The 25,616-nt window shown below is 31.5% G+C and carries 22 protein-coding genes; 18 read left to right on the forward strand and 4 right to left on the reverse strand.

The window, feature by feature from the left end:
* Positions 1-195: 195 nt before the first annotated feature.
* The 5 genes from BN2665_RS04190 (at position 196) to BN2665_RS04210 (ending at position 4,776) form a co-directional block, all read left to right on the forward strand.
* On the forward strand, positions 196-1,674 hold the full coding sequence (locus BN2665_RS04190) for a spore germination protein (RefSeq protein ID WP_055665868.1): 1,479 nt from the start codon (positions 196-198) through the stop codon (positions 1,672-1,674).
* Positions 1,671-2,840, forward strand: a complete 1,170-nt coding sequence (locus tag BN2665_RS04195; protein WP_055665869.1) for a Ger(x)C family spore germination protein — start codon at positions 1,671-1,673, stop codon at positions 2,838-2,840. Before BN2665_RS04190 ends, BN2665_RS04195 begins: the two co-directional genes overlap by 4 nt.
* Positions 2,841-2,844: 4 nt before the next feature.
* Complete coding sequence (locus tag BN2665_RS04200) at positions 2,845-3,048, forward strand: hypothetical protein (RefSeq protein ID WP_055665870.1); 204 nt, start codon at positions 2,845-2,847, stop codon at positions 3,046-3,048.
* Positions 3,049-3,073: 25 nt separating this feature from the next.
* The gene (locus BN2665_RS04205) at positions 3,074-4,162 is read left to right on the forward strand and encodes a GerAB/ArcD/ProY family transporter (RefSeq protein ID WP_055665871.1); all 1,089 of its coding nucleotides are present in this window, start codon (positions 3,074-3,076) and stop codon (positions 4,160-4,162) included.
* A gap of 125 nt (positions 4,163-4,287) precedes the next feature.
* Positions 4,288-4,776: a hypothetical protein gene (locus tag BN2665_RS04210; RefSeq protein ID WP_055665872.1), complete on the forward strand. Its 489-nt coding sequence runs from the start codon at positions 4,288-4,290 to the stop codon at positions 4,774-4,776.
* Between the two features lie 461 nt (positions 4,777-5,237).
* Here BN2665_RS04210 and BN2665_RS04215 read toward each other — a convergent pair whose 3' ends face one another.
* Complete coding sequence (locus tag BN2665_RS04215; RefSeq protein WP_055665873.1) at positions 5,238-5,711, reverse strand: hypothetical protein; 474 nt, start codon at positions 5,709-5,711, stop codon at positions 5,238-5,240.
* 44 nt (positions 5,712-5,755) lie between these two features.
* The gene (locus tag BN2665_RS04220; protein ID WP_055665874.1) at positions 5,756-6,235 is read right to left on the reverse strand and encodes an alpha-amylase family protein; all 480 of its coding nucleotides are present in this window, start codon (positions 6,233-6,235) and stop codon (positions 5,756-5,758) included.
* Between the two features lie 306 nt (positions 6,236-6,541).
* Here BN2665_RS04220 and BN2665_RS04225 point away from each other — a divergent pair, with 306 nt between their 5' ends.
* Positions 6,542-9,199, forward strand: coding sequence for a hypothetical protein (locus tag BN2665_RS04225; protein WP_055665875.1), 2,658 nt, complete (start codon positions 6,542-6,544; stop codon positions 9,197-9,199).
* 56 nt (positions 9,200-9,255) lie between these two features.
* Here BN2665_RS04225 and BN2665_RS04230 read toward each other — a convergent pair whose 3' ends face one another.
* Positions 9,256-10,566, reverse strand: a complete 1,311-nt coding sequence (locus BN2665_RS04230; protein WP_055665876.1) for a hemolysin family protein — start codon at positions 10,564-10,566, stop codon at positions 9,256-9,258.
* A gap of 323 nt (positions 10,567-10,889) precedes the next feature.
* On the opposite strand from BN2665_RS04230, the gene BN2665_RS04235 reads away from it, so the two are divergent.
* From BN2665_RS04235 to BN2665_RS04255, 5 genes are all read left to right on the forward strand, one after another.
* Complete coding sequence (locus BN2665_RS04235) at positions 10,890-11,417, forward strand: GNAT family N-acetyltransferase (protein ID WP_055665877.1); 528 nt, start codon at positions 10,890-10,892, stop codon at positions 11,415-11,417.
* Between the two features lie 8 nt (positions 11,418-11,425).
* Entirely contained in the window at positions 11,426-11,665 is a 240-nt protein-coding gene (locus BN2665_RS04240) for a putative signal transducing protein (protein ID WP_195892656.1), read from the forward strand.
* Between the two features lie 20 nt (positions 11,666-11,685).
* Positions 11,686-12,018, forward strand: a complete 333-nt coding sequence (locus BN2665_RS04245) for a hypothetical protein (RefSeq protein ID WP_055665879.1) — start codon at positions 11,686-11,688, stop codon at positions 12,016-12,018.
* 275 nt (positions 12,019-12,293) lie between these two features.
* On the forward strand, positions 12,294-13,991 hold the full coding sequence (locus BN2665_RS04250) for a methyl-accepting chemotaxis protein (protein ID WP_055665880.1): 1,698 nt from the start codon (positions 12,294-12,296) through the stop codon (positions 13,989-13,991).
* A 244-nt stretch (positions 13,992-14,235) separates the two neighbouring features.
* Entirely contained in the window at positions 14,236-15,402 is a 1,167-nt protein-coding gene (locus BN2665_RS04255) for a MalY/PatB family protein (RefSeq protein WP_055665881.1), read from the forward strand.
* A gap of 42 nt (positions 15,403-15,444) precedes the next feature.
* Here BN2665_RS04255 and BN2665_RS04260 read toward each other — a convergent pair whose 3' ends face one another.
* Positions 15,445-17,097 carry a Na/Pi cotransporter family protein gene (locus BN2665_RS04260; protein WP_055665882.1) on the reverse strand — a complete coding sequence of 551 codons (1,653 nt, stop codon included), beginning with the start codon at positions 17,095-17,097 and terminating at the stop codon, positions 15,445-15,447.
* A gap of 378 nt (positions 17,098-17,475) precedes the next feature.
* Here BN2665_RS04260 and BN2665_RS04265 point away from each other — a divergent pair, with 378 nt between their 5' ends.
* From BN2665_RS04265 to BN2665_RS04295, 7 genes are all read left to right on the forward strand, one after another.
* Positions 17,476-18,207 (forward strand): Bax inhibitor-1/YccA family protein, encoded by a 732-nt coding sequence (locus BN2665_RS04265; protein ID WP_055665883.1) that lies wholly within the window; start codon positions 17,476-17,478, stop codon positions 18,205-18,207.
* Positions 18,208-18,392: 185 nt separating this feature from the next.
* Entirely contained in the window at positions 18,393-18,869 is a 477-nt protein-coding gene (tnpA, locus tag BN2665_RS04270; protein ID WP_055665884.1) for an IS200/IS605 family transposase, read from the forward strand.
* Between the two features lie 173 nt (positions 18,870-19,042).
* Positions 19,043-20,527: a spore germination protein gene (locus BN2665_RS04275; protein WP_055665885.1), complete on the forward strand. Its 1,485-nt coding sequence runs from the start codon at positions 19,043-19,045 to the stop codon at positions 20,525-20,527.
* The gene (locus BN2665_RS04280; protein WP_055665886.1) at positions 20,511-21,599 is read left to right on the forward strand and encodes a GerAB/ArcD/ProY family transporter; all 1,089 of its coding nucleotides are present in this window, start codon (positions 20,511-20,513) and stop codon (positions 21,597-21,599) included. The genes BN2665_RS04275 and BN2665_RS04280 overlap by 17 nt, the downstream gene beginning before the upstream one ends.
* The gene (locus BN2665_RS04285) at positions 21,586-22,674 is read left to right on the forward strand and encodes a Ger(x)C family spore germination protein (RefSeq protein ID WP_055665887.1); all 1,089 of its coding nucleotides are present in this window, start codon (positions 21,586-21,588) and stop codon (positions 22,672-22,674) included. The genes BN2665_RS04280 and BN2665_RS04285 overlap by 14 nt, the downstream gene beginning before the upstream one ends.
* Before the next feature lie 91 nt (positions 22,675-22,765).
* Positions 22,766-23,983 (forward strand): MerR family transcriptional regulator, encoded by a 1,218-nt coding sequence (locus tag BN2665_RS04290; protein ID WP_055665888.1) that lies wholly within the window; start codon positions 22,766-22,768, stop codon positions 23,981-23,983.
* Between the two features lie 347 nt (positions 23,984-24,330).
* Positions 24,331-25,614, forward strand: coding sequence for an MFS transporter (locus BN2665_RS04295; protein ID WP_055665889.1), 1,284 nt, complete (start codon positions 24,331-24,333; stop codon positions 25,612-25,614).
* The last annotated feature ends 2 nt before the right edge of the window (positions 25,615-25,616 follow it).

Genomic DNA, 25,616 nt, shown 5'->3' on the forward strand with positions numbered 1-25,616 from the left:
TAGAATAATTTAGATATAATGAGTATAATATAATTAATATTAATAAAAACCTTAAAAAAGCGGCGTAAGCTGCTTTTTGCATTTTCTTCCTATGCTGCCATTACTCAATCACCATTATATGAGTAAAATGAATATTCAAAGATAACTTGTGAAAAACTAAGGAAAACTATAAATAATACTAAGGATGAAAATATTATGTTCAATTTAAGTTCACAGCTGAAAGAAAATTTAAGCCAATTAAAAGAGCTTTTCTTAAAAGATGATGTTATTAAATTTAGAGCTTTTAATAGTAAGGATTCTAAATTAAGATGCGCTATTGTATTCACAGATGGATTAAGCGATAGAAGGATTATAAATGAAAATATAATTAAGCCTATTGTAAATTTCATAAATGATAATTCTTTACAAGGAGATGAACTATGCAGTTACATTAAGAATAATATTATCTTATGTGACCAAATTGAAGAGACTACGGATGTAGATATAATAACAAAATCCATCATGTATGGTAAAACGGCCCTTTTTATAGATGGTGTTTTTGGAGCCATTATTTTAAACACTAAAGGAGGCTCAGAAAGATCTGTAAGCATTCCACTCTCTGAAAATGTAGTAAGAGGCCCCCGTGAAGGCTTCACAGAAAATATTATAGTAAATATAGGCCTTATAAAAAAAAGAATTCAAGACTCTAATTTAAAGGTTGAATTTAAAGAAATAGGAAGAAGAACAAAAACTAAAGTTTGTATTACTTATATTCAAGATATTGCACCTGATGAGATTGTTAATGAGGTGAAAAAAAGATTAGAGGATATTGATATAGATGGAGTCTTGGAATCAGGGTACATTGAGGAATTTATTAGAGATGAACCTTTATCTATATTTAAAACAGTGGGCTCTACTGAGAGACCAGATGTGGCTGCAGGAAAGTTATTAGAAGGTCGAGTTGTAATTATTTGTGACGGAACTCCCTTTGTTTTGTCTCTTCCTTACTTATTCATTGAGTTATTTCAGGCAAGTGAAGACTATTATAATAATTACGTATTTTCTTCGTTAAATAGAATTTTGAGGCTCTTTTGTTTTATCTTAGCCACCAGTACACCAGCAGTTTATGTTTCTCTTGTTTCGTACCATCAAGAAATGATACCTACAAGTCTTTTTATGAGTATTGCTTCCTCAAGAGAAGGAGTTCCCTTTCCAACAATACTTGAAGCTATTGTCATGCTTATGATATTTGAAATATTAAGAGAAGCAGGAACTAGACTTCCAAAACAAATAGGTCAGGCCATAAGCATAGTTGGTGCTCTTGTACTCGGTGAAGCTGCTGTTTCAGCCAAGTTCATCAGTGCGCCCATAGTGATTATTGTTGCATTAACCGGAATATCTGGTTTTGCTATTCCTCAAGCCTTGGAAGCTGTAAGAGTTTTGAGGTTCACTTTTTTAGTTGCTTCATTCATGCTGGGCTTATATGGATATATATTTGTGGTAATTGGACTTTTTACTTACTTAATGTCAATAAAATCCTTTGGGATAAACTACATGGAATATGTTGATATGATAAGCAAAGAGAATCTACAGGATACAGCATTTAGAGCACCACACTGGCTTATGAAGTATAGACCAAAATATATTGTAAAAAACAGAGTTCGAATGGGTAAGAGAAGGAAGGGGTTACATTGAAAAAATATAAAAAGCTAATTTGTGCTTTTGTCTTGGTGACACTTCTTTTAAATATTACTGGTTGTACTGCCTATATTGAAATAAATGATCTACCATTAGTTCTTGGAGTTGCCGTTGATAAATCGGATAATGGTAAATATCTTTTAACAGTTGAAGTTTTCAAACCTCAACAAACTTCAAAAGAAAAGGAAAATCAAGTTAGGACTGAAATACTGCAAGTAGAAGGATTAACTGTATTCGATGGAATTAGAGATTTAGGTACTAAACTAGGTAAGAGAGGCTACTGGACTCATCTAAAAGTTTTTATTATTAGTAAGGACATTGCCAAGGAAGGTATAGCTCCTATACTTGACCATTTCAATAGAAGTGCTCATATAAGAAAGGAATTTCCAGTAATTATCTCAGATGATGAAACTGCATATAATATATTTTATGTGGGAAAGAAAAAGATTAATGAACCAGTATCAAGCTTTATTAATAATACTATGAAAAATGTTGATAAAGTCTCAAAATATGATTATGTTAAATTTTATGAACTCATGGAAGACATGAGCTATGAAGGAAAAAGCGCTGTATTACCTCTTTTTAGTATGAATTCTATGATAACTGAAAAAAAACAACCAATTTATGGTGTTGCAGTGTTTAAAAAAGATAAAATGGTGGGAGTATTAAATGAGAATGAAAGTAAAACCTTAAGGCTTCTAAGAAATAAAGAGAAAGGTGGATTACTTGTTGTACAATGGGTTGAAGATAATGAATTACAAAAGGTAACTATTGAAGTTTTTAGAAGTAAAGTGAAACTGGAACCATCTCATAATAACAAAGAACTCAATGTTAATATTAAAATAACTACCAAAGCTGAAATTGCAGAAATAATGAATTATAAAGTAGATGTTCTAAGTAGTAATGGAAGAGAGAAGCTTAAAAAGGAAACAGAAAAGAAAATTATAACAGATATTGAAAAGCTAATGTTTAAACTTCAGCATTCTTTAAAAAGTGATTCTATTGGTATTGGAAAAAAGTTTAAAGAAAAATATTCTAAAGCATGGAAGGAATATGAAGAAGATTGGCCAAATGTATTTGAAGCTATGAGGTTTAATGTAAGCGTAGATGTTAAACTTAAAGGTACTGCTTCAATATCTGAACAACTTGATATTAAGGAGTAGAGATATGTTGTTTTTACTGATTGTGATATGTTTATTCTTTGTGATTATTGAAATAGTAACTTTATATAAACATAAGAAAAAGCAAGAGCTAATAATATATAGTGTAATAACTACAATTTTAATAATTATTTCTTCACTTTCATATTTTCAAATACTTCCAAGAAGTATTTTAAAGGCTATGTCAGGTTTTTTTATAGGAAATAAATAACTTTCTATTAGTAAGGTGAAAACATATGAAGGAAACAATAACTGATAAACAGGCAGTAAGCATTATTTTTTTATGTATACTTGGATCATCAATTATTTTAGGAGTAGCAAGACCTGCTAAAGTAGATGCATGGATTTCTATTATTCTTGCTATAATAATATCTTTAATTATTGGCTTATGCCATGCAAGACTATCAAAGAAGTTTCATGGTAAAAACTTATTTGAAATATGTGAAATAGTATTTGGCAAGATATTTGGTAAAATATTTATTTCATTATTTATGCTATATGCTATATTAATTAACGCGCTTATAATAAGAGATTTTGGCGAATTTTTATATATAACCGGAGTAGTATCTATTAGAGAGATATCTCAAGTTTTTATAATGACCATAGTAATACTATTATGTATATATATGTTAAAGAAAGGTCTAAGTACATTAGGAAGATTCTGTGTTTTTTTCGTTCCTATAATAGTCTTTATGTTGACTATGGGATATATATTATCGATAAATAATATGTCACCTAGAAATATATTACCTATTATGTATGATGGCGTAAAACCCGTAATTAATGGAGCATTATCTGCAATTAGTTTTCCTTTTACAGAGGGTCTTGTTCTTCTAATGATATATAACTCACCAAAAAATAAAGCTTTGACTTCAAAAATTTTTACTAAAGGTGTGTTGTTTTCAGGGTTAATGCTTCTTTCCATGACAATATTTGATATTATGATTTTGGGATACAGTACTTTTGCATCTTCCTACTTTCCTTCATATACATCTTTAAGAAGGATTAGTATAGGAAACTTTTTTGAAAGAATAGAGCTAATTATAATTTTAAGTTTTATATTTGGAGTTTTTGTTAAGTCTTCATGCTATTTAATAGCTTCATGCAAGGGGATTGCGTGTCTTTTTAATATGAAAGATTATACCTTTATTTCTACACCTGTAGGTTTTTTTGTAGTTAGCATAGCTTATCTTCTTTATGAGAATACTAAGGAATTAGCAGAAGCCGCACAATTGTTTACTTATTTAGGGATATCTTTTCAAGTTGTACTTTTTTTTATTGTATTTATTGGGGCGGAAATAAAAATTAGAAAATTAAAGAGGTAAATTTAAATTCCTTATGAGCCGCGACTTTATTATTTTTAATAAAGTTTAATTTTTATAATATTACTTTTTAATTATTGTAGGATAAAATATAATTGTAAAAATAAATCTTACAGGAGGTAAGAATTATGGCAAAAAAGACTATGTTAAGATTAGCACCATTAGCTTTAGCAGCGGCATTAATAGTTCCAGCTACTATAGTGCGTGCAGAAGGTACACAAAAGGCTAAGAATCCTTATGGTCAAGAAATTAAGACTATTACTCAGACTATAAAGAGTAATAAAGATGCGAATAAAGCTTTAAGGGATGCTATAAAGCAAAAGAAGCAAGAAGCCAAAAACCTAACAAAGGGTTTGAAAGGAACTGGAGCTTTAAAAGATAAAAAGGATGGAATAAAAGCTCAGCAGGAGGCTATAAAAGCAGAACAGCAAAAGCTAAAAGCTATTAATGAAGGAATAAAAGCAAAAAACACAGAAATTAAGGAAGATAGGCAAGCTAAAAACTATGAAGAGCTTTTAAAGGATCTAAAAGCCGTTCCTGATATGCAAACAGGAAAAACTCCAATATTACAAAACATAAGTAATCAGTTAGATGCTTTGATAGGGTTATTGAAGTAGAGATTTTAAATTAATATTGGTGAAGATTTTAAGAAAAAAGCGACTCAGATCTTCTGTTGTTGCATTAAAGTAATTTATTCCAGTTGACAATATAAAAATGTAAATAATTATAATAAAAATAGCAGTTTTAACCTAAACATTGGTTAAATTCCTGCTATTTTTTACTTGTATTTACTTCAATTAGATGTCAACACTCCAAATAATGGGTTGATGCAACACTAAAAACTCAGATCGCTTTTTTCAATGCACAATTCAAAATGCACAATGCACAATTGAGGAGGATTTTTCTCCGTTACACTACGCAAAATCTATGATTATATTTTTTATGTGGCTACGCCACTTCTTTAAGAAAGTCGTGGCTAAGCATTAGCCACGCTTTACAAATTCTCAATTTTTTCGCAGCGTCAGTGGAGAAAAAAATTCCCTCATTGTGAATTGTGAACTGTGCATTGTGCATTAATTTATTTACAACCATATTGTGTAAGCTTATTTTTAAACAAGTCACAAAAATTAGAGAAGCCATCTGGTAAAAAGTTAGGGTTAGCTATAGATAATTCTTTAGCAAAGTCTTTTACCTTATCTATAAAATCTAGAAAGTTTGAGTTATTTTTTCCATCAAGAACAAAAGTGGATACTGGGATGCCACGAGATTTCATTTGATCCACAACCATATTGTAGTACAAGCTCATATCAGAGAGCCCACCCATAGAAGTTGGGACGCTTCCAAATTCAGAGCAAGCCTCTTTAAAGGCGTCGTGAGCCTTTTTTACATTGATTATATTTTCATTTTTCTCATTTATTTCTATTTTATCAGCATATGTAACCTTTTCAACTTCATTTTTATTTGATGTGGAATTTGCAGAAGCTTGATAAACATTTTGATTATAATTAATATTAAGTTTTTGATAATTAGTGCTAGCATTTATTTTTTCCATAACAAATCTCCGTAATTTTATTAGTAGCATAGTGCTTTTTATGTTTATCTACATCCATATTGTGTAAGCTTATCTTTAAACAAGTCACAAAAATTAGAGAAGCCATCAGGCAAAAAGTTGGGATTAGATATAGATAATTCTTTAGCAAAATCTTTTACCTTATCTATGAAATCTAGAAAGTTAGAGTTATTTTGTCCATCAAGAACAAAAGTTGATACTGGGATGCCGCGAGACTTCATTATCTCAACAACCGTATTATAGTAATAACTCATATCGGAAGAACCACCCATAGAGGTTTGTACAGTTCCGAATTCAGAACAAGCTTCTTTAAAAGCATCATGGGCTTTTTTTACATTGATTATATTGTCGTTTTTCTCATTTATCTCTATTTTATCAGCATATTTAACCTTTTCAACTTCATCTTTATTTAATGTGGAATTTGCAGAAACTTGATAAACATTTTGATTTCCATTAATATTAAGTTTTTGATAATTATTACTAGTATTAGTATTTACTTTTTCCATGACAATTCTCCTTTAGATTAAATTTAATAATATTCTCGTATATTAAACAAAATACTTAATATACAAAAATAATAAAGATTTGGAAAATAAAAAAATAGCTATTCATATAATATTGTAAGTGGCGTAAAAAAATCAGGAAATATAATAAAAGGATTTATTATTACATGTGCCGAAAAGCATAAATTTATAATAAATTAGATTATAATTAAAATTATTTCGAAAATATTTGTAAAAATAAAAATTAATTTGATTTATATAGAAAAATAGGTTAATATATATAATATTAGGAAAAAGGAGGATATAAATGTGAAAAAATTCAAAAGAGCTATGATAATATTTTTAATTCCAGCAGTTTTATTAGTAGCTTTAGGTGCAAAACAAGTACAGGCACTTGCTGGCCCGACTTGGAGTTTTAAAATAACTCAAGTTGGTGACGCTAATAGAAGGTATTTTACATATGATGAATTTACTTTTCAGCCGCAAAACATGCAAGCTGTAGACTTTTCAGGAAAAACATATAATGTAAGTACAAAAGAAGTTATAATACAAACTAAAATTACAAATAATACCAATTATACTTATGTATATGTTGATGGAAACCAAATAGGAAAGGAGGATGAAAATTTAATAGATTATAATACTGTAGGTAATGATACATTTAAGGCATTTGTTGTAAAGCATTTAACCCCAGGTAAACATCATATTGAAGTGGTGACAATACCACCATATAACTCCGGGGACTATCCTAAAAAGGATTATCTTTATGTAAATGTTCCAGTATATGAAGATGATAAAATAAGAAAATCTATTAACAATATATTCTTAGGCAATGCAACCTTAAAAGATTATGAAATAGTAGGAATAGACAGTAAAAAAATTAATAATTTAAATTTATTAAATGAGAGAATTAAAGGAAAAGAACTAGATGCAAGTAATGTGCAAGTGAATGTGCTTGATGCCATAAATCAGATTACAATAGAACTAAATATCAAAGCAGCTTTTGCACAAATAAATGCAGGTACAGCAACTTTAAATAGTTATAAAACAATAGGAGTGGAAGGTGTTACTGCAGATAATTTAAAGCAAGTAAATGAAATGGTAAAGATAACAAGAAGATTAAAGGGAACTGATTTAATAAAAGCTGAAATAGAGCAAATAATATTAGAATTACCTAATAAAGTAGCAGAGTCATTTTCAAGAATAAATGAAGGAATAGGTACTTTAGATGACTATGCTTTAGTAGGAGCAATAAATGTAACAGAAATAAATTTAATAGATATAAATGAAGCGGTAAAGGGAAAAGATAACAGTACACTAAGTAAGTTGCAAGGTAATATAAATGTAATGGCAACCGCGCTTTCAAACATAAATCAAGGAAGTACAAACCTAAGCTATTATACAACCTTAGGGATAACAACAGTAAAAGCGGATAATATTAAATTGATAAGCCAAAATATAGTAGCAGCTAAAAAAGTAAAAGAAAATAATTTAACAAAGGCAGAGATACAGAAGATAGTGGATGATTCATTGAAGAGTCTTGAAGAAGCATTTGTAAGAATAAATGATGGAGCAGCAACTTTAGAAGATTATATATTAGTAGGAGCAACAAATGTAACAGAAGTAAATTTAATGGATATAAATGAAGCGGTAAAGGGAAAAGATAACAGTACACTAAGTAAGTTGCAAGGTAATATAAATGTAATGGCAACCGCGCTTTCAAACATAAATCAAGGAAGTACAAGCCTAAGTTATTATACAACCTTAGGAATAACAACAGTAAAAGCAGATAATATTAAATTGATCAGCCAAAATATAGTAGCAGCTAAAAAAGTAAAAGGAAATAATTTAACAAAGGCAGAGATACAGAAGGTAGTAGATGATTCGTTGAAGAGTCTTGAAGAATCATTTGCAAGAATAAATGCTGGAGCGGCAACTTTAGATGACTATGCTTTAGTAGGAGCAATAAATGTAACAGAAATAAATTTAGTAGATATAAATGAAGCAGTAAAAGGGAAGGATAACAGTACATTAAGTAAATTACAAAATAATATAAATGCAATGGCAACCGCACTTTCATACATAAATCAAGGGAATACAACATTAAGTTATTACACAACATTAGGAATAACAACAGTGAAAACAGACAATGTTAAATTAATAAGCCAAAATATAGTAGCAGCTAAAAAGATAAAAGGGAACAATTTAACAAAGGCAGAAATACAGATAGTAGTAGATGATTCATTGAAGAGTATAGAGGAAGCGTTTGCAAGAATAAATAACGGAGCAGCAACTTTAGAAGACTATATATTAGTAGGAGCAACAAGTGTAACAGAAATAAATTTAGTAGATATAAATGAGGCAGTAAAGGGTAAGGATAACAGTACATTAAGTAAATTACAAAATAATATAAATGGAGTGGCAACTGCACTTACAAGCATAAACCAAGGAAGTACAACCTTAAGCTATTATACCACCTTAGGAATAACAACAGTGAAATCAGATAATGTTAAATTAGTAAGTCAAAATATATTAGCAGCTAAAAAGGTAAAAGGAAACAATTTAACAAAGGCAGAAATAAAGGCAGTAGTAGATGATTCATTGAAGAGTATAGATGAAGCATTTGCAAGAATAAATGCTGGACTAGCAACTTTAGAAGACTATAAAATTGTAGGAGTAACAAATGTAACAGAAATAAACTTAGTAGATATAAACGAAGCGGTAAAGGGAAAAGATAACAGTACACTAAGTAAGTTGCAAGGTAATATAAATGTAATAGCAAGTGCACTTACAAACATAAATCAAGGAAGTACAACCCTAAGTTATTATACAACCTTGGGAATAACAGGAGTAAAATCAGATAATATTAAACTAATAAGTCAAAATATATTAGCAGCTAAAAAAGTAAAAGGCAATAATTTAACAAAGTCAGAGATACAGAAAGTAGTAGATGATTCATTAATATAACAAAATAAAAGCAAGCATACAAATGTTAGGTATGCTTGCTTTTGTAAGTTTATATATCAATTAATATATATAATCAATTCCTCAATGCGTTTCTCTTCCACCTTTTCTATTTTAAAGGTTATGTTCTCATATTCTATTAGTGGGTTATCAGAATCCTTGGGGATGGTACCTAAAAGATCTACTACAAAGCCTCCTATGGTATCATGATTCTCTGAAGGAAGCTTCAGATGCAGGGTTTCGTTTATATCATCAATGGGTATTAATCCTCCTACTACATAGGTATTTTGGTCTATTTTTACTATATCTTCATTTTCAATCTCATCATATTCATCGAAGATGTTTCCAACGATTTCTTCAATCAGATCCTCTATGGTAACAATACCAGAGAAGCCTCCGTACTCATCTATTAATATGGCTATATGACTGTTATTTAACTGCAGTTCTCTAAAGAGGGTATCTATATTCTTGGTTTCTGGCACGAAATAAGCTGGTCTTAATATATTTCTTAAAACTTTTTCATCTAAGTCTCCTTTTATAACTCTAGGAAATAAGTCCTTCATGTATAATATGCCTATTACATTATCAATATCATATTCATATACAGGCACTCTTGAATATTGCTCTGATGAAATATCTTCCACTATTTTTTCTATGGGGGTATTTATATCAATAGCAAAAACATCAATTCTAGGAGTCATAACCTCCCTAGCTAAAGTGTCATCAAATTCAAAGATACCATCTATCATTTCCTTTTCTGTCTGATTTAGTACACCGTTCTCTTCTCCTACATCAATCATCATACGGATTTCCTCTTTTGATACCTTTTCTTCTATATTGTTAATATCAATGCCGAATATCTTCATTAATATATTGGTAGAGAAGGTAAGTACCTTAACGAAGGGCAGAGTTATCTTTGATACGAGAGCTATGGGTTTTGCTGCAAACATAGCTATGGACTCTGAATTTTGCAGAGCCAACCTTTTAGGAAATAGTTCTCCTAGGACCAAGGTTAGGTAAGATAATATTATGGTTACTATGAGTAGTGCTAATTGAGTGCTAGCAGGTACTTTTAAATCCTCTAAAAATTTTGCTAAGGGCCTTGATAGAGAAGTTGCTGCAGAGGCACTGGCTAAAAATCCTGCCAAGGTTATGCCCACTTGGATAGTAGCAAGAAATTTACTTGGCTCTTCAAGCAGCTTTAATAAGCCTTGGGCTTTTTTATTATCTTCCTCGTTAGCCAAAAGTGCAATCTTTGCTTTATTTACAGAAACTATAGCCATCTCTGAGGCTGAGAAAAATGCATTTATTATAATTAAAATAATAATCCATAAGAGTTTAGAAAGTATGCCGGTGGTTTCTCCATTCATTACTAGATGTCCTCCTTATGAAGGTGTAGCTTTATAGGAGGTTATGAAAAAAGGTGTTCTATAGGTTTCCCTACACCGCGCATGGAGCCCCATGAGCGGTCCGTGAAAAAGAACACCTATGTTTTTCACATCCTCCTATATATAATACTTTAAGCAGTTATAGCAAAATTATTCACTTAACAGCAAAAAAGCTAATAAGTATTGCTGAAGGCAATTTAATAAAGTTATGTGCTGTAAAAAAAGAATTTTAAGAAAATTTTGAAATACGTCATTTAATTTGGTAAACTTTATATAAGGAGAATTTTACAGAAGAGGTGAAGGCTATGGTTATTATAAGAGAAGCAGAATTAAAAGATTGTAATGCTTTGGCAAAGGTTCATGTAGATAGCTGGAAGAGTGCTTATGAGGGAATAATAGATAAAGATTTTTTAAATAAGCTTAACTATGAGTGTAAAGAAAAAGCTTGGGAAGAACGGATTATTAATAAAAATATAGATGACATAATTTATGTAGCAGAGGCAGGAGGCACTGTAGTAGGTTTTGCTGCAGGTGGCTTTGCAAGATGGGATGTGGGCAAGGATTTTGGAGAGATATATGCTCTGTACATCTTAAAGGAATATCATAAAAAAGGAATAGGAAGACTATTAATTAAGAAGTTTTGTGAAGCATTAAAAGGCAAGTTAAAGGTTAATTCTATGATAATATGGGCCTTAAAGCAAAATCCTTCCTGCGGATTTTATGAGGCTATGGGTGGGATTAGGTCTAAAGAAAAAGAAGTGGAGATAGGAGGTAAGCTGTATAAAGAATATGGCTTCTTATGGAAAGATATAAAAACTTTATTAAAGGAGTGAGTATATTAATGAAAGAAAAAGCTATGGAAAAAGAAAAGCCTATAGATTTTGAGCACATTTTAAATGTGTATAAACCTTTAGATGTGGCTTTAATAAAATCTATATTAGAGGCAAATGAAATAGTTTATTTTGTACAAGGAGAACAGTTTTCCACTCTTCATGGGGGATTGATGGGAGTACCTATGAGAGTTTTAGTTCGAGGAGATCAAAAAGAAATAGCTTTAGAGCTGCTAAAAGACTTTAAATAGTGTTAAAGGAGGGGGGCATTTTGTTTAAAGCTTTTTTTGGGGAGAAAGATGTATGTGATGAGGAAAATGCAGAAGAGTACAGAAAAATTATCAGAAGGGCACAACTAAAAATTTTAAGCACTAATATAGTATATAATTCTGAGGAAGACGTTTTTGATACAGTAGCTACTTGTATCAATGAAAACGGGAATATTGAAACCTTAAGTATAGAAGGTTTTCATATTGAAGCTGAGGTAACGGCTTTGATTGGTGCTTTGATAAGTCTAGAGCAATATGAGGAAGATGATGAGGAGTATTCGCTAGGAACTATATGCAAAGAAAAGCCTACTATGGAACAGTGTACGTTCTGGTAAATAAATAATTATTTAATTAAGTTGTAAAAGTAGAAAAATGTCTATTTTTACAACTTTTTTATTGCAATGAATTTTATACTTACAGCAAGAATATTGCCAATATTGATGTTTTAAGGCTATAAGTAACTAAAATTTAATGTGAAAAAAATAAAGGAATTAGTAAAAAAATATCGAATATATATCAAAAATTTAATAGTGATATAGTGCATATTTAAATTGAACTTATGTTACTATTAAAAATTGATTTATTTTTATATTTAGGGAGAGTGAAAAAGATGAGTATCTCAAAGCTTCTGAAATTAATGAGCGGAATTTTTATGGTCATTCTATTGATGACAGCTTCCAGTGTATATGTATTAAATGTGAGCTTTGGAAAAGAAAGGACAGCTGTAGCAAGGCAGGCTGAGTTCAAGCAATTAGGTATAGATTTAGCCTCTGCCTCAGATTATCTTACTAATGAAGTAAGGAGATACGTACAGTTTGGCGAAAAAGTCCACTATGATAACTATTGGAGAGAAGTGAACGAAACTAAAACTAGGGATAGAGTGGTACAAAAATTAAAAGATTTAAATGCTCCTAAGGAAGAGCTAGACCTAATAGAAAAGGCTAAGAGTAGTTCTGATGCCTTAGTAGTTATAGAAGATGAGGCTATGAAGGCAGTGGCGCAAGGGGACTATGATAAGGCTAGAAAATTAGTGTTTGGCAGTAATTATGATAATAATAAAAATATAATCGCGGCTCCTATTAGCGAGTTTCAAAATAAAATGAATACAAGAGCTGCTAATGAGGCTTCAGTAGCAAAAAGGAATTTAAATATAGCACTCTATGTAACAAATTTTTTAGTAGCCTTACTAGGGATATTTATAATAATGACCTTTGTAATTTTATATAAAAAGATATCAAAACTTAAAGATATATCAGACAGATTAAATGAATTGGCACAAAACGAAGGAGATTTAACTTCAAGAATTAATATTAACAGTAAGGATGAAATAGGGCAGATTGCTTCTTCTTATAATAAGATGATTTCAAGTTTACAAAACCTAATAAAGGAGATTACCAATACCACTGATAATATAGTAAAGTCATCCTTAGAGGTTAACAATACCATGGAGGTAATTTCACATAGAATGGTCAATGTAAATGAATCCACAAAGCAAATCTCTAAAGGAGCAGAAGATTTAAGTAGTACTACAGAAGAAGTCAGTGCCTCCGCCGAGGAAATCAGCTCTACAACCTCAGAGCTTGCAAATAAGGCTAACGGGGCCAAGCTTTCTTCGGAAGAAATTAAAGATAGAGCTACGGATATAAAGGAGAAAGCTTATAAGGCTATTGAAACAGGAAATAATATATATGCTAAAAATGAAGCCAATATAGTAAAGGCCATAGAAGAAGGAAGGATTGTAGAAGAAGTTAAGACCATGGCCAACTCCATAGGTGATATTGCGGCGCAGACTAATTTATTAGCATTAAATGCAGCTATAGAAGCAGCTAGAGCTGGAGAGCAAGGAAGAGGCTTTGCAGTGGTGGCAGAGGAAGTTAGAAAGTTAGCAGAACAATCTTCAACGGCTGTGAATAAAATTCAAGGTATAGTAAGTCAAGTTCAACAGGCCTTTGACAATCTTTCAAATAGTGGAAAAGATATACTTGATTATATGCTAAACAATGTTAAGCCTAATTATGAGCTGCTTATAGAAACTGGGGTGCAGTATGAAAAGGATGCAGAGTTTGTAAACGAAATCGCTACAGGCATCGCTTCTGCTAGTAAAATGATGCTGGAATCCATTGAGCAGGTTAATGAGGCTATACAAAATGTTTCTGCAACGGCAGAGGAATCTGCGGCAGGCTCAGAAGAAATATTAAGCAGTGTAGATGAGACTACAAACCTAATACAAAAGTTAGCTGTTTCTGCTCAAGATCAATCGCAGATGGCTGAAAAATTAAAGAACATGATTAAAAAGTTTAGTATTTAGATAGTATTAATAGAAGAAAGTTTTATAAAGAAGTATATAATGTTAAAAGGCTGCAAATAAATATTTGTGGTCTTTTACTTTAAGCTCCCAGTAAATTCTTAGTGTTATATTTATTTTAATGCTATAATTAAAGATAAGGCATCTTCAAAAATACTTATTCAGCATAATAATATACCTGATTTGCTATTTTCCATCTGATGCCTAAATACATTCATTCAAAATAAAATAAGCTGGAGGTGCTTTTATGATATATGATTTTGATAAAATTATAGATAGAAAAAATACTACCTGTGTAAAGTGGGATGAAGCTTTAAATTGTTCTGGAGAAGAACTATTACCCATGTGGGTAGCGGATATGGACTTGCCTTGCCCTAAGGAAGTGCAGGAAGCTATTTTGAGCAGAGCTGACCACGCTGTTTTTGGATATACCTACCCAAAAGAAGAGGTATACAAGCTTATTATAGATAGAGTAAGAGAGAATTATGGCTGGCAGATAAAAAAGGAATGGATAGTGTTTTTACCAGGAGTAGTGGATGGTATATCCTCATCAGTGCAAGGTTTTTCTAAAGAAGGAGAAGGGGTTATAATACAAGAACCTGTATATCATCCCTTTAAAAATGTGGTAAAAGGTCTAAAAAGGGTTTCAAAAAACAACCAATTAAAGCTTGCGGGCGAAAAGTATGTGATGGACTATGAAAATTTAAAAAAATTATGTAAAGAAGAGGATACTAAACTTGCTATTTTATGTAGTCCACATAATCCTGTGGGAAGAGTATGGAGCAGGGAAGAGCTAATAAGCTTTGGAAATGCTTGCATAGAAAATGATGTGATTATAGTATCTGATGAAATACATTCAGACATAATATATAAAGGGAATAAACATAGCTGCTTTGGAGCCATATCAGAAGAATTTGCTCAAAATTCTATAGTTTTAATGGCACCAAGCAAGACTTTTAATGTGGCAGGACTAAGCCAAGCCTTTGCTATTATAACTAATGACTCATTAAGAGATACCTTTATAGCCTCAAGAGTAGGAATGAACTGGGGAAATGTATTTGGCATAACTGCCTTGGAAGCTTGCTATAAATATGGAGAAGATTACTTGAAGGACTTATTGCAATATCTAGAGGAAAACGTGGATTATGTAAAGAGCTTTATAGAAGAAAGAATACCTAATATAAAAATGTTTAAGCCAGAGGGGACCTACCTTCTATGGCTAGATATGAGGGCATTGGGAATGAAGCAACAAGAGCTGGATGAATTCTTGCTTAACAAAGTTAAGATAAAATTTAATAGTGGAGTTATGTTTGGGGAAGCAGGAGAGGGATTCCAAAGAATGAATATAGGATGTCCTAGAAGTTATATAGAAGAAGCAATGCATAGATTAGAGGAAGCTATAAGAACACTGTAATTATGCCTTGTGCATTGAAAAAAGCGACTTTCGTCGCTTTTTTTATGATGCTTTAGTTATCATTTCATTAAAGTTTTCTTTAGTTAGTAGAGAAATTTTGTATATATGGTCTGCTATACGCTCTAGATGATTTATTATATCTAAGAATACAACTCCTGACTCAATGCTGCATTCATTGTTATTTAGACGATTTAAGTGATTTTCTTCAAATTCTTTACATAGCCTATCCACTTCATCCTCAAGAGCTTCGATTTTAGATATTAGACCCTCATCATATTCTGTAAAGACCTTTATGGTGTTGTCAAACATATCCATTAATACATTTTCAAGCTTACCTAATTCTAATTTAGCAGCCTCTGTGATGGAAAGATTATTTCGAATGGAGCTGTTCACCAAAACGCTTATATCCATTACATGGTCTCCAATTCTCTCTACATTGTTGATACCTGTCATAAGAGCTGGAACCATATAGGACTCTGAATCTGTTAAGGGCTGCTTAGATATATCTACAATGTAGCCAATAACGTCCTTTTGAAGCTGATTTACAATAGCTTCTTTATCACTTACTTCCCCAATGATGTTTTCATTACCATCCCTGAAGGAAGTTATAATTTGCTTTACCATTTTCTTTGTAACCTCAGTACCTTTTGTAATTTCAGATATAGTGGCCTTAATAGCTGCTACGGGGGTATGTAATAGTAATCTATCCAAAACCATGGTCTTTTGGAGCTTTTCATCTTTGCTTGTAATTACGGTTTCTAAGAATTTAACATAATACTTAGTAAGTGGAAGGAATATCAATGCGCTTATTAGATTAAATATAGTATGAGAGTTTGCAATCTGTGCGCTTATGTCTGATGTTGGTTGAAGATAAACCGTAGTAATTTCAACTAGCTTAACAAAAAGTGGCAGTGTAATCCAGGTTAAAGCCACACCGAATATATTATATAAGGTATGAGCCCAAGCTGTTCTCCTTGCATGAATATTTCCAGTAAGGCTTGCAAGCTGAGCAGTTATACAAGTACCTATATTATCTCCTAACATTATGCAAACCGCAGTTTGTATATCTATCAAACCCGCTTGGCCTAGCACCATTACTAATCCTACCGTTGCACTACTGCTGTGAACTAGAGCAGTAGCTGCGGCACCTAATAATATTCCCACTACAGGTATAGAAGCATAAGTTTCAAAGAAAAATTTCAAGGTTTCGTTATCCTTCATAAAAGGTATACCTGAATTAAGTATTTTTAATCCAAGGAACATCATACCAAAGCCCATTAAGGCTTCACCAAAGTTTTTAAGGGTTTTGTTTTTAGCAAAATAGCTTACCAAAAAACCTACGCCAAGTACAGGCAGAGCGATATCGGTTAATTTAAAGCTAAAGCTGAAAGCCATAAGCTGAGCAGTGATGGTAGTTCCAATATTAGCACCATAAATAATTCCAATAGCCTGAGGAAGCTTCATAAGACCTGCATTTACAAAGCCTACTGTCAATACGGTAATGGCTGTACTACTCTGAACTAGAGCAGTTAAGAAAGTACCTACTAAAAAGGCACTCCATACTTTTCCGGTGAGCACAGATAGGATCTTACGCATCATATTTCCTGATGCTTTTTCAAGTCCCTCTCCCATCTTGTCAACACCATACATTAATAATGCTGTTCCGCCTATAAGTCCAAAAATCAACTCTTTCATAAGAATCCTCCATATCTAAAAATATAGATAAAAAATATGTATTTGGGCAGTAGAAAAAATAATAATTTAAAATATTGGGAGAGCCCTCCCGATGTCTTGGTGACTTTGAAATTAATATTTCATAATTCCAAAATAATTATATCATTGTATAAGAGTCTATTTTTGTTAAATTCATGTTAAATTCTAGGCAATTAATATTAAGAAATGTTATTTATATGTTGAGCATATTCTTAATAATTTATGTTAAGGAAATAATAAACCTATTAAAAACTATATGATATACAATAAAAGTATTTTAATGTTAATTTAAGATTTTTTTAATCTTAGTTTAAGAGTACTAATATATAATCTAAAATATGAGAGGAGGAAGTATAGAAAATGAAAGCCAATACTATATTGATAAATGGATTTAAAAAGACTAAGCATAATGCTTATGATAATGATATGACCTTAGGAGGTACGAAAATAAAAGCTCTTATTTTGGTTATCCTTGTAGCTCTAAGCGCTTTTTATTCATATTTTAATTTTTCACTTTATAGCAAAACTCATATTATTTTTATGGGAATAGCCGTAGTAATAGGAATGATAACCACACTTATCACTAGTTTCATTCCTTTATTAGCTCCTATAACCTCACCTCTGTACGCGGTTTCTGAGGGGGTAGTACTAGGCGTAGTGTCCCAATTAGTAAATCAGAGGTATCCAGGGGTAGTTTTTCCAGCTATATTATTGACTATGGCTATATCTATAACCATGCTATTAATATATAGGGCGGTACCAGGGCTAGGGGCTAGAATTTCTAAGTTTGTTATTATTGCCACTCTTTCTATTGGCATGATATACCTTTTAACCTTTATTTTAGCGTTATTTGGGGTTAGTATACCCTATATTCATAGCAATGGACCTATAGGCATAGCCTTTACCGCTATAGTTCTAATTATTGCAGCCTTAAATCTAATTGTAGATTTTGAATTTATAAATCAGAATGTAAGAGCAGGTGCGCCAAAGTATATGGAGTGGTATGCTGCTTTTGGATTAACAGTAACGCTTATATGGATATACTTAAAAGTATTAGAGCTTATAACAAAGCTAATGGGTAAAGAAGATTAAAAAGGTTATTTCAAGATATACAAGGGCAAAATTCTAAAATAGGAATTTTGCCCTTGTATATTTGCTTTGATAACCACTGGCTATGCCAGTGGATAAAATGGCTTTAGCTCTGAACAAAAAAACTCCTATGATAAAATGAAAGCGACTGACAATCGCAAAACAAAATATCATAGGAGGTGTGTCGTATGGGTAACGACATAGAAAGCTTAACACATACAAAATGGAGGTGTCAATATCATATAGTATTTGCGCCAAAGTATAGAAGACAGATAATATATGGGAAATATAAAGCAGAAATCGGCAAGATACTACGAGAGATATGTATAAGAAATGGAGTAGAGATAATAGAAGCAAATGCATGTCCAGATCATGTACATATGCTGGTAAGTATTCCACCAAAAATGAGTGTATCAAAATTCATGGGAATATTAAAAGGGAAAAGTAGCTTGATGATTTTTGATAGATTTGCAAATTTAAAATATAAATATGGTAACAGACATTTTTGGTGCAGAGGATATTATGTAGATACAGTTGGAAGAAATAAAACTGCAGTTGCAAAATATATACAAAATCAACTTCAAGAAGATCAAATAGCAGAACAGATAAGTATGAAAGAATATATTGACCCGTTCACGGGCGAGCCAGCAAAAGGTAGCAAATAAAAAAGCCACCCAACGAGGGTGGCCGCTGTAAAAGTTTTGCGATTGGCGGTTTTTTCAGAGCGCGAGTAGCGCCGCCAGTACCATGCCCTTATAGGGCTTAATCAAGCCACCAGCTCAGCTGGTGGTACATGACTTTGCCTTAGGTTTTAATACTAATTTAAAGGTGAGAGATTATGAATAAAAAATTGTTAACTATAGATTTATTAGATAATGTTAATGAAATAACCATGAGATTTTTCAATAATCATAATTTTACTAAGAAAGAAATCATCATTAATGAAGGTATTAGATGCTTCATAATATATGTAAACCATATAGCAGATAGAAGATATATTGAAGAATGCATTGTACATCCTCTATTATTTTTTATCAAGAAGCCTTTAAATCAGGATAAAAACTTACTATCAGAGCTTATGATGAAATACTTAGTTTCAAGCAGTTGTGAAAGGTCAGAAAGTATAGAATTTTTATGTGCTAGTTTATTAAAGGGAAAATCTATTATTTTAATAGAGGGATATGCAGAGGCTATTATTTGTAACACTGCTAGCGATAATTATAGAGCTATTGAGGAATCTTCTACAGAAAAATCTGTAAAAGCTTCTAGAGAAAGCTTTGTGGAAAATATAGAAATGAATATAACCATGCTGGAAAGAAAAATTTCAAGCCATAGTTTAAAGGTGGATAAATACATCCTAGGAGATATAACTCAAACACCAGTATATTTAGTGTATATAGATGGGATTATTGATGCAAAAGTATTAGAAAACATAAAAGTAAGGATATCCTCAGTAAAAACTCCTTCTATGCTGTCAGCAGGATTTATAGAGCAGTTTATTGATAATTATACATTGAATATTTTTCCCACTGCTAAAAGTACAGAACGCCCAGATAAGGTAGCTGCGGATCTGCTAGAAGGAAAAGCATCAATATTAGTAGCAGAAAGCTCTTCAGCCCTTGTAGTCCCTGCAACCTTTATTGAGTTTTTTCAAGGCTTTGACGATTATTCTCAAAGGGTCTTTATAGCCACATTCTCAAGAATTTTAAGATTAATAGGAGTATTTTTAGTACTAATTTTAGACCCCATTTACTTAGTTGTATTAGCCTATAATTCAGAGCTTTTACCCTTTAAGCTGGTAGCGGTTCTAATAGACTCAAGGCTTAATATACCCTTGCCGCCCTTTTTTGAAATTCTAGGCATGGAGCTAGCAGTAGAAATTTTGAGGGAAGGGGGACTGAGGCTACCTAGTCCCATAGGAACTACTCTTGCTATAGTAGGAGGACTAGTTATTGGTGATGCTGCCACCAGGGCAAATTTAGCCAGCTATTCTACCTTGTTTGTAGTAGCTATTACTGTAATATCAAGTTTTTTGATACCAAATTATGAAATGGCACTATCTATAAGGCTGTTGAGATTTCCATTGCTTTTATTGGCGCAGATTTTTGGATTTTATGGAGTTATATTTGGGGTCTACCTAATGTTGATTGTATTAATTAAGATGGAATCCTTTGGAGTTCCTTATTTTTCACCTATAGCTCCTGTAAGGCAAAAGGATTTAAAGGATTTCTTAATCAGGTTCCCCTTAATGAGGACAATTAAAAAGCCTAAGAGTTATGAGATAACTGACAAGGGGGAAGATCAGGATGAGCAAGGTGAGTAACTCTATAACTAAAAATCAATATTTATTTTTGGTTCAAGGGGCAATGATAGGTATAGGTATTTTATTTCTTTCAGCGGATGTCAGCGAAAAAGCTCACCACTCTGGATGGATAGCTGCATTCTTAGGGGGAGCTTATCCTATATATCTTATAACTATAGTTAATAAAATATTTAAGAATGTTAATTATGTAGATTTTTTTGAAATGTGCAGAAAAATTTATGGCAAAACTTTATCCTATGTTTTTATTATTTTGTTTTTTATTCATTATATAGTTACAGAGGCTTTGTTATTGGCAGGCTTTGCTAATGTATTGCAATCTTTTATACTAACTTTTTTTTCACCTTACATTATCATTTTTTTCACTTTATTATTGTTAATTATAACTACTATGAACGGATTAACTAACGTAGGAAGATTAACAGAGCTAGTTTTTTATATTACCTTGATACTTTTACTGATGCCTGCATTGTTTATAAATAATATAAGCAGTACTAACCTTCTACCCATAGTAGATGATGTAAAGGGCCTTTTAAAAGCTGTTCCAGGGAGCTTTGAGGCTTATGTTGGTATAGAGGTGATATTTTTTTCTATATCCTTTGTTACAGATAAAAGTAAAACTCTTAAATCAGGTATTATGGGAAGTATAATAACCATATTTATCTATACTTTTACAGTATTTATAACCATAGGCTGTATTGGATGGAATTTAGCTTCTAAGCTTGAGTATCCACTGGTATTTCTTGTAGGTACTAGGGAACTGCCTGTAATATCAAACCTTGAATCCCTATTTTTATTTCTATGGAGTGGAGTAATAATTAAAACTCTTGCTTGCGAACAATTTGTAGTATCCTATTGTGCTTCAAAGCTTACAAGGATGCCTTATCAAAAAGCCTGTGTCTTATCTTCACTTCTTGTATTCCTAGTAACTTTTATACTGGTTCCGGAGGCTAATAGACGCAGTTTTGCAAATAAAACTTTGAAGTTTCAAATAATATTTATTGTGCTTTGGAGTTCATTAACACTTATTTTAAGCTTTATGAAAAAGACAGGTGAAGTTCATGAAAAGAATTAAAATTTTTATATTACTGTCAGCCTTGCTTTTTATGGGAGGATGCTATGATAGGGTACCTATTGAAAAATTAACCTTGACTGCAGGAAGTGGATATGATGTTGATAATGATTTTTATGTAAATTCTATAGAGTATTTGCTTTTTAGAGGTAATAAAACTATTCAAAAAAATGTAATTTCTTCTTTGGGAAATACCCTTTACGGAAATAGAAATGATAGACATTTAAGGATACCTAAAAAAACCTTAATAAGCAATGTTAGAATATATTTAATAGGAGAGCAAAGGGCGCGAATAGGTATTAAAGATTTACTAGATTCTTATGTAAGGGATTATGAAAGGAGCTTAACTCCTGTAGTAGCCATATGTAAAGGGAAGGCAGAGGATATATTAAGATTAACACCAAAATCAAATATCACCAGTTCTGAGGCCTTAGAAGGAATGATTGAAACTTCAGCAGATGCCTATTTTTTTAATAAAAAAAATCAGTTAAAAGATATACTTTATATGTATTATCAAGAAGGCAGGAGGATGATAATTCCCTACATAGAACAAGAAAAGGATATAGTGAAAATATCAGGACTTGCAGTCTTTGATAAGGATATGCTGATTAGAATTATTCCCATAAATGAAGCATTATACGTAAATCTTCTAAGAAATCACAAAGGAAAGTCTTATCTAAGCAATATGACACCTATTAAAAATCAGTATATAGATATTTATGGTACTTCAAGGCGTAAGGTAAAGGTTTCCTACGTAGACAATAAGATAAAATATGATATAAGAGTTAATATAAAAGGCGAAATTAAGCTAGATACACAACATACAGAGGTGGCTTTAGATAAGAAAGATATAGAGGAGGTAGAGAAAAGCTTTGAGCAGGAGCTAGAGAAAAATTTGAAGGCTATTATCAAGAAGGCCCAAGAGGAGTATAAGATCGATGTATTTGATATTGAAAAGTTTTCTTATGCTAAATTTGGGCGCAATAAGCTAAAAACTCTAAATTCTTCTTTTGAAGAGGCCATTATAGATTTAAAGGTTAAGGTTAAGCTTAATTCTGCGGGAAGATTGTTGAAATAATATGAGTTATTTTTATTACACATCATGTTTTATGGTATATTTAATTATAGAAGTAGAGATAAGCTATTTTATAGATATGGGGGATAGGATAATGAAGATCAGCAAGTTTTCTTCAGAGAATAATCTCAGCGTTGATGCTATAAGACATTATATGGATTTAGGACTTATAGTACCAGAAAAACAAGGCGGTCAATATGATTTTGATGAAAGATGCCAAAAGGATTTATCGGATATAATATATTTAAAGGAATTAGGTTTTTCCTTAAGTGAAATAAAATCTATATTTTTATATAAAAGACTAGCAAAGCTTACACCCTATGAGCAAGATGGTTATTATAAAGCTTTTTTTGACAATAAGTACGCTAGTGTAGTGAAACAACTGGAAGAATTAAAGGAGGTAAAGGAAAAGCTCCAGGAGGAAATAGCTAGGCTTTCTACTAAAACCCAAGCTTCGGGGCTTAAGCTAGGTATTGACATCACAGCGTTAAATCTTTTTTCCTGCGCAAAATGTGGAGGAGATTTAGTTCTTCATGATGCTCAGGTATCTAACAATCAAATATTAAGTGGCAAGCTTAGGTGCCATTGTGGAGAAGAATATATTATAGATGATGGAATTTTAATAGGCAACACCTTCTTAGAGCATAGCGGAGATAGGAATAACTATGCATACATAGAAGAATATATTAATAGTACTAGTCCTAATTATCTTACAAAGATGTTTATAGGCTTAGAATGGACTTATAAAAAGATAAACTTAGAGGAATTTAAGGGGAAAGTAGCTATAGATCTAGGTTCAGGTATGGGATTTTTACTTAGATATATATATGAAAGTCTTCCTGACGATTTGACTTATATAGCTATGGATCATGATATTAAGAGGCAGGAATTTTTGAAAGCTATAATAGAAGCTTCAGGTATTAAAAAGAAAGTTATGTTTATATGCGCTGACTTTTTACATTTGCCTTTAAAACATAAAGCTATTGATATAATTTTTGATTATACGGGAACTAGCAATTATGCTTTTAGTAATGAAGAGTTTTTATTAAAAGCTATGGACCACTATTTTAAGGATAACTCTTATTTAATAGGTTCCTACCTTTCATTTAAGAATTTTAGAATGGATAATATTATTGATGTAAAGTATAGAAAACATTTTATGATTAATAATATAAAGGAAGAGATAAGAAAGCTAGGATATAAGCCTATGGAGGAGCATATTTCAGAGTCCTTAGACGAAGGTGGAGTTTATGAAAGCTATTTTAAAAAAGGAGAATATGTATTTTCTTATATACTTTATGGAAAAAGGTAGGGTTAACCCTATCTTTTCTTTGTTTTAAGGTAAAAATTTTTTAAAATACCTATAGCGATGGTGTTAAGCCTATTATTTATAATTAATTTAGATGAAAGATAGTTTGTAGTCAAGGAAACTTTTCTTATAGAAAAGTCTAAAATAAATTTTTATGGTTTCCCCTAAGCTGATCTTTTCTTAACTATAAACTATCTATATATGAAATTAAAATGTTACAAAATTTTCATTTAGAGAAGCAAGTTCAACTATTAACTTATATATGCACCATAATGGCTTAAAGATGCCATTTTGAAATATGTACAAGTTAAGGTTGACCTTTGTTTCTCTATAAATAGAGGAGGATTAAAATGACTACTGCTCAGTTAACATCAAAGCTAAATAATAATTCTAAGGAAAATGCAAATTTCATATTATTTTCTGCGGGTAAGTTAGTATCCCTACTAGGTTCATCCATATACACCTTTACCATAGGGCTTTATATGCTAAAAATAACAGGTTCTGGACTATCCTTTGCAGCCACCTTAGCTTGTGGGCTATTGCCTATGGTTCTAATAAATCCTTTTGCAGGTTTAATGGCAGATCGCTTTAATAAAAAGCTGTTGGTAGTGGGGATGGACATCTTTAGTGGTATATTGTTAGTGATTATATACTTGCTAAGTTCCATGTATGGTTTAAATACCACTTTAATTTATATTAGCACCTTCATTCTTTCAGTATTTACCGCCATATTTGATATAAGCATGGAAGCAGGAAAGCCTAATATAGTTTCAGATGAAAAACTTATGGATATAAATGCTGTAAGTAAAATAATAAGCTCCTTATGCTCTATTTGTGGACCTATGATAGGTGGAGTTGTATTCGCTTTTACGGATATGAGAACTATTATTATATTAAACGGTATATCTTTTATAATGTCAGGTATATCAGAAATGTTTATAAACTTTAGGTTCAATGTTAAGGAAGAAAGTCTGGAGAAAAAAGAAATAAATATGGTGGAGGATATAAAGGAAGGACTTAAATTTTTGCTTGGAAAAAAGGATAATGTAACCTTAAGTATATATTTTACTGCACTAAATTTCTTTATTAGTCTAGCTTTAACTGTGCCTATACCTTATATTATAAATAATATTTTAAAGTTAGGAGATAAAGCTTTTGGATTAATACAAGGGGCTTTTCCTGTGGGGCTTATAATAGGAGCTATCATAATAAACAAGATATTTGATAAATTTAATTATTATAAGCTTATAGCTTTTACCAGTATATTACTTTGTGTAGGTATGATTATTGCGGCTATACCAGTATTGCCCTTTGTCAATACAGCTAATAAAACTTTTTTTACAGTTTACTATTGTGTTGCAGAGGGATTAATGGGAGTGGTTATATCCTTTATAGATGTACCTATAGCTTATATATTACAAAAGACTATACCAGATCATATCAGAGGAAGAGTTATGGGTCTTTTAATGAGTATTGTAAAAACTACAGCACCCATAGCATTAATATTGTCTGGAGCTTTAATAAATGTATTACCTCCCTATATACTTCCAATACTTGGAGGGGCAATGATGTTTGTGGTGATAATTTATATTTCTTCTAGGAATGAAGACTTTAAATTAAGAAAGACCCAGTAAAA

The organism is Desnuesiella massiliensis (genome assembly GCF_001403615.1).
Taxonomy (GTDB): Bacteria; Bacillota; Clostridia; order Clostridiales; family Clostridiaceae; genus Desnuesiella; species Desnuesiella massiliensis.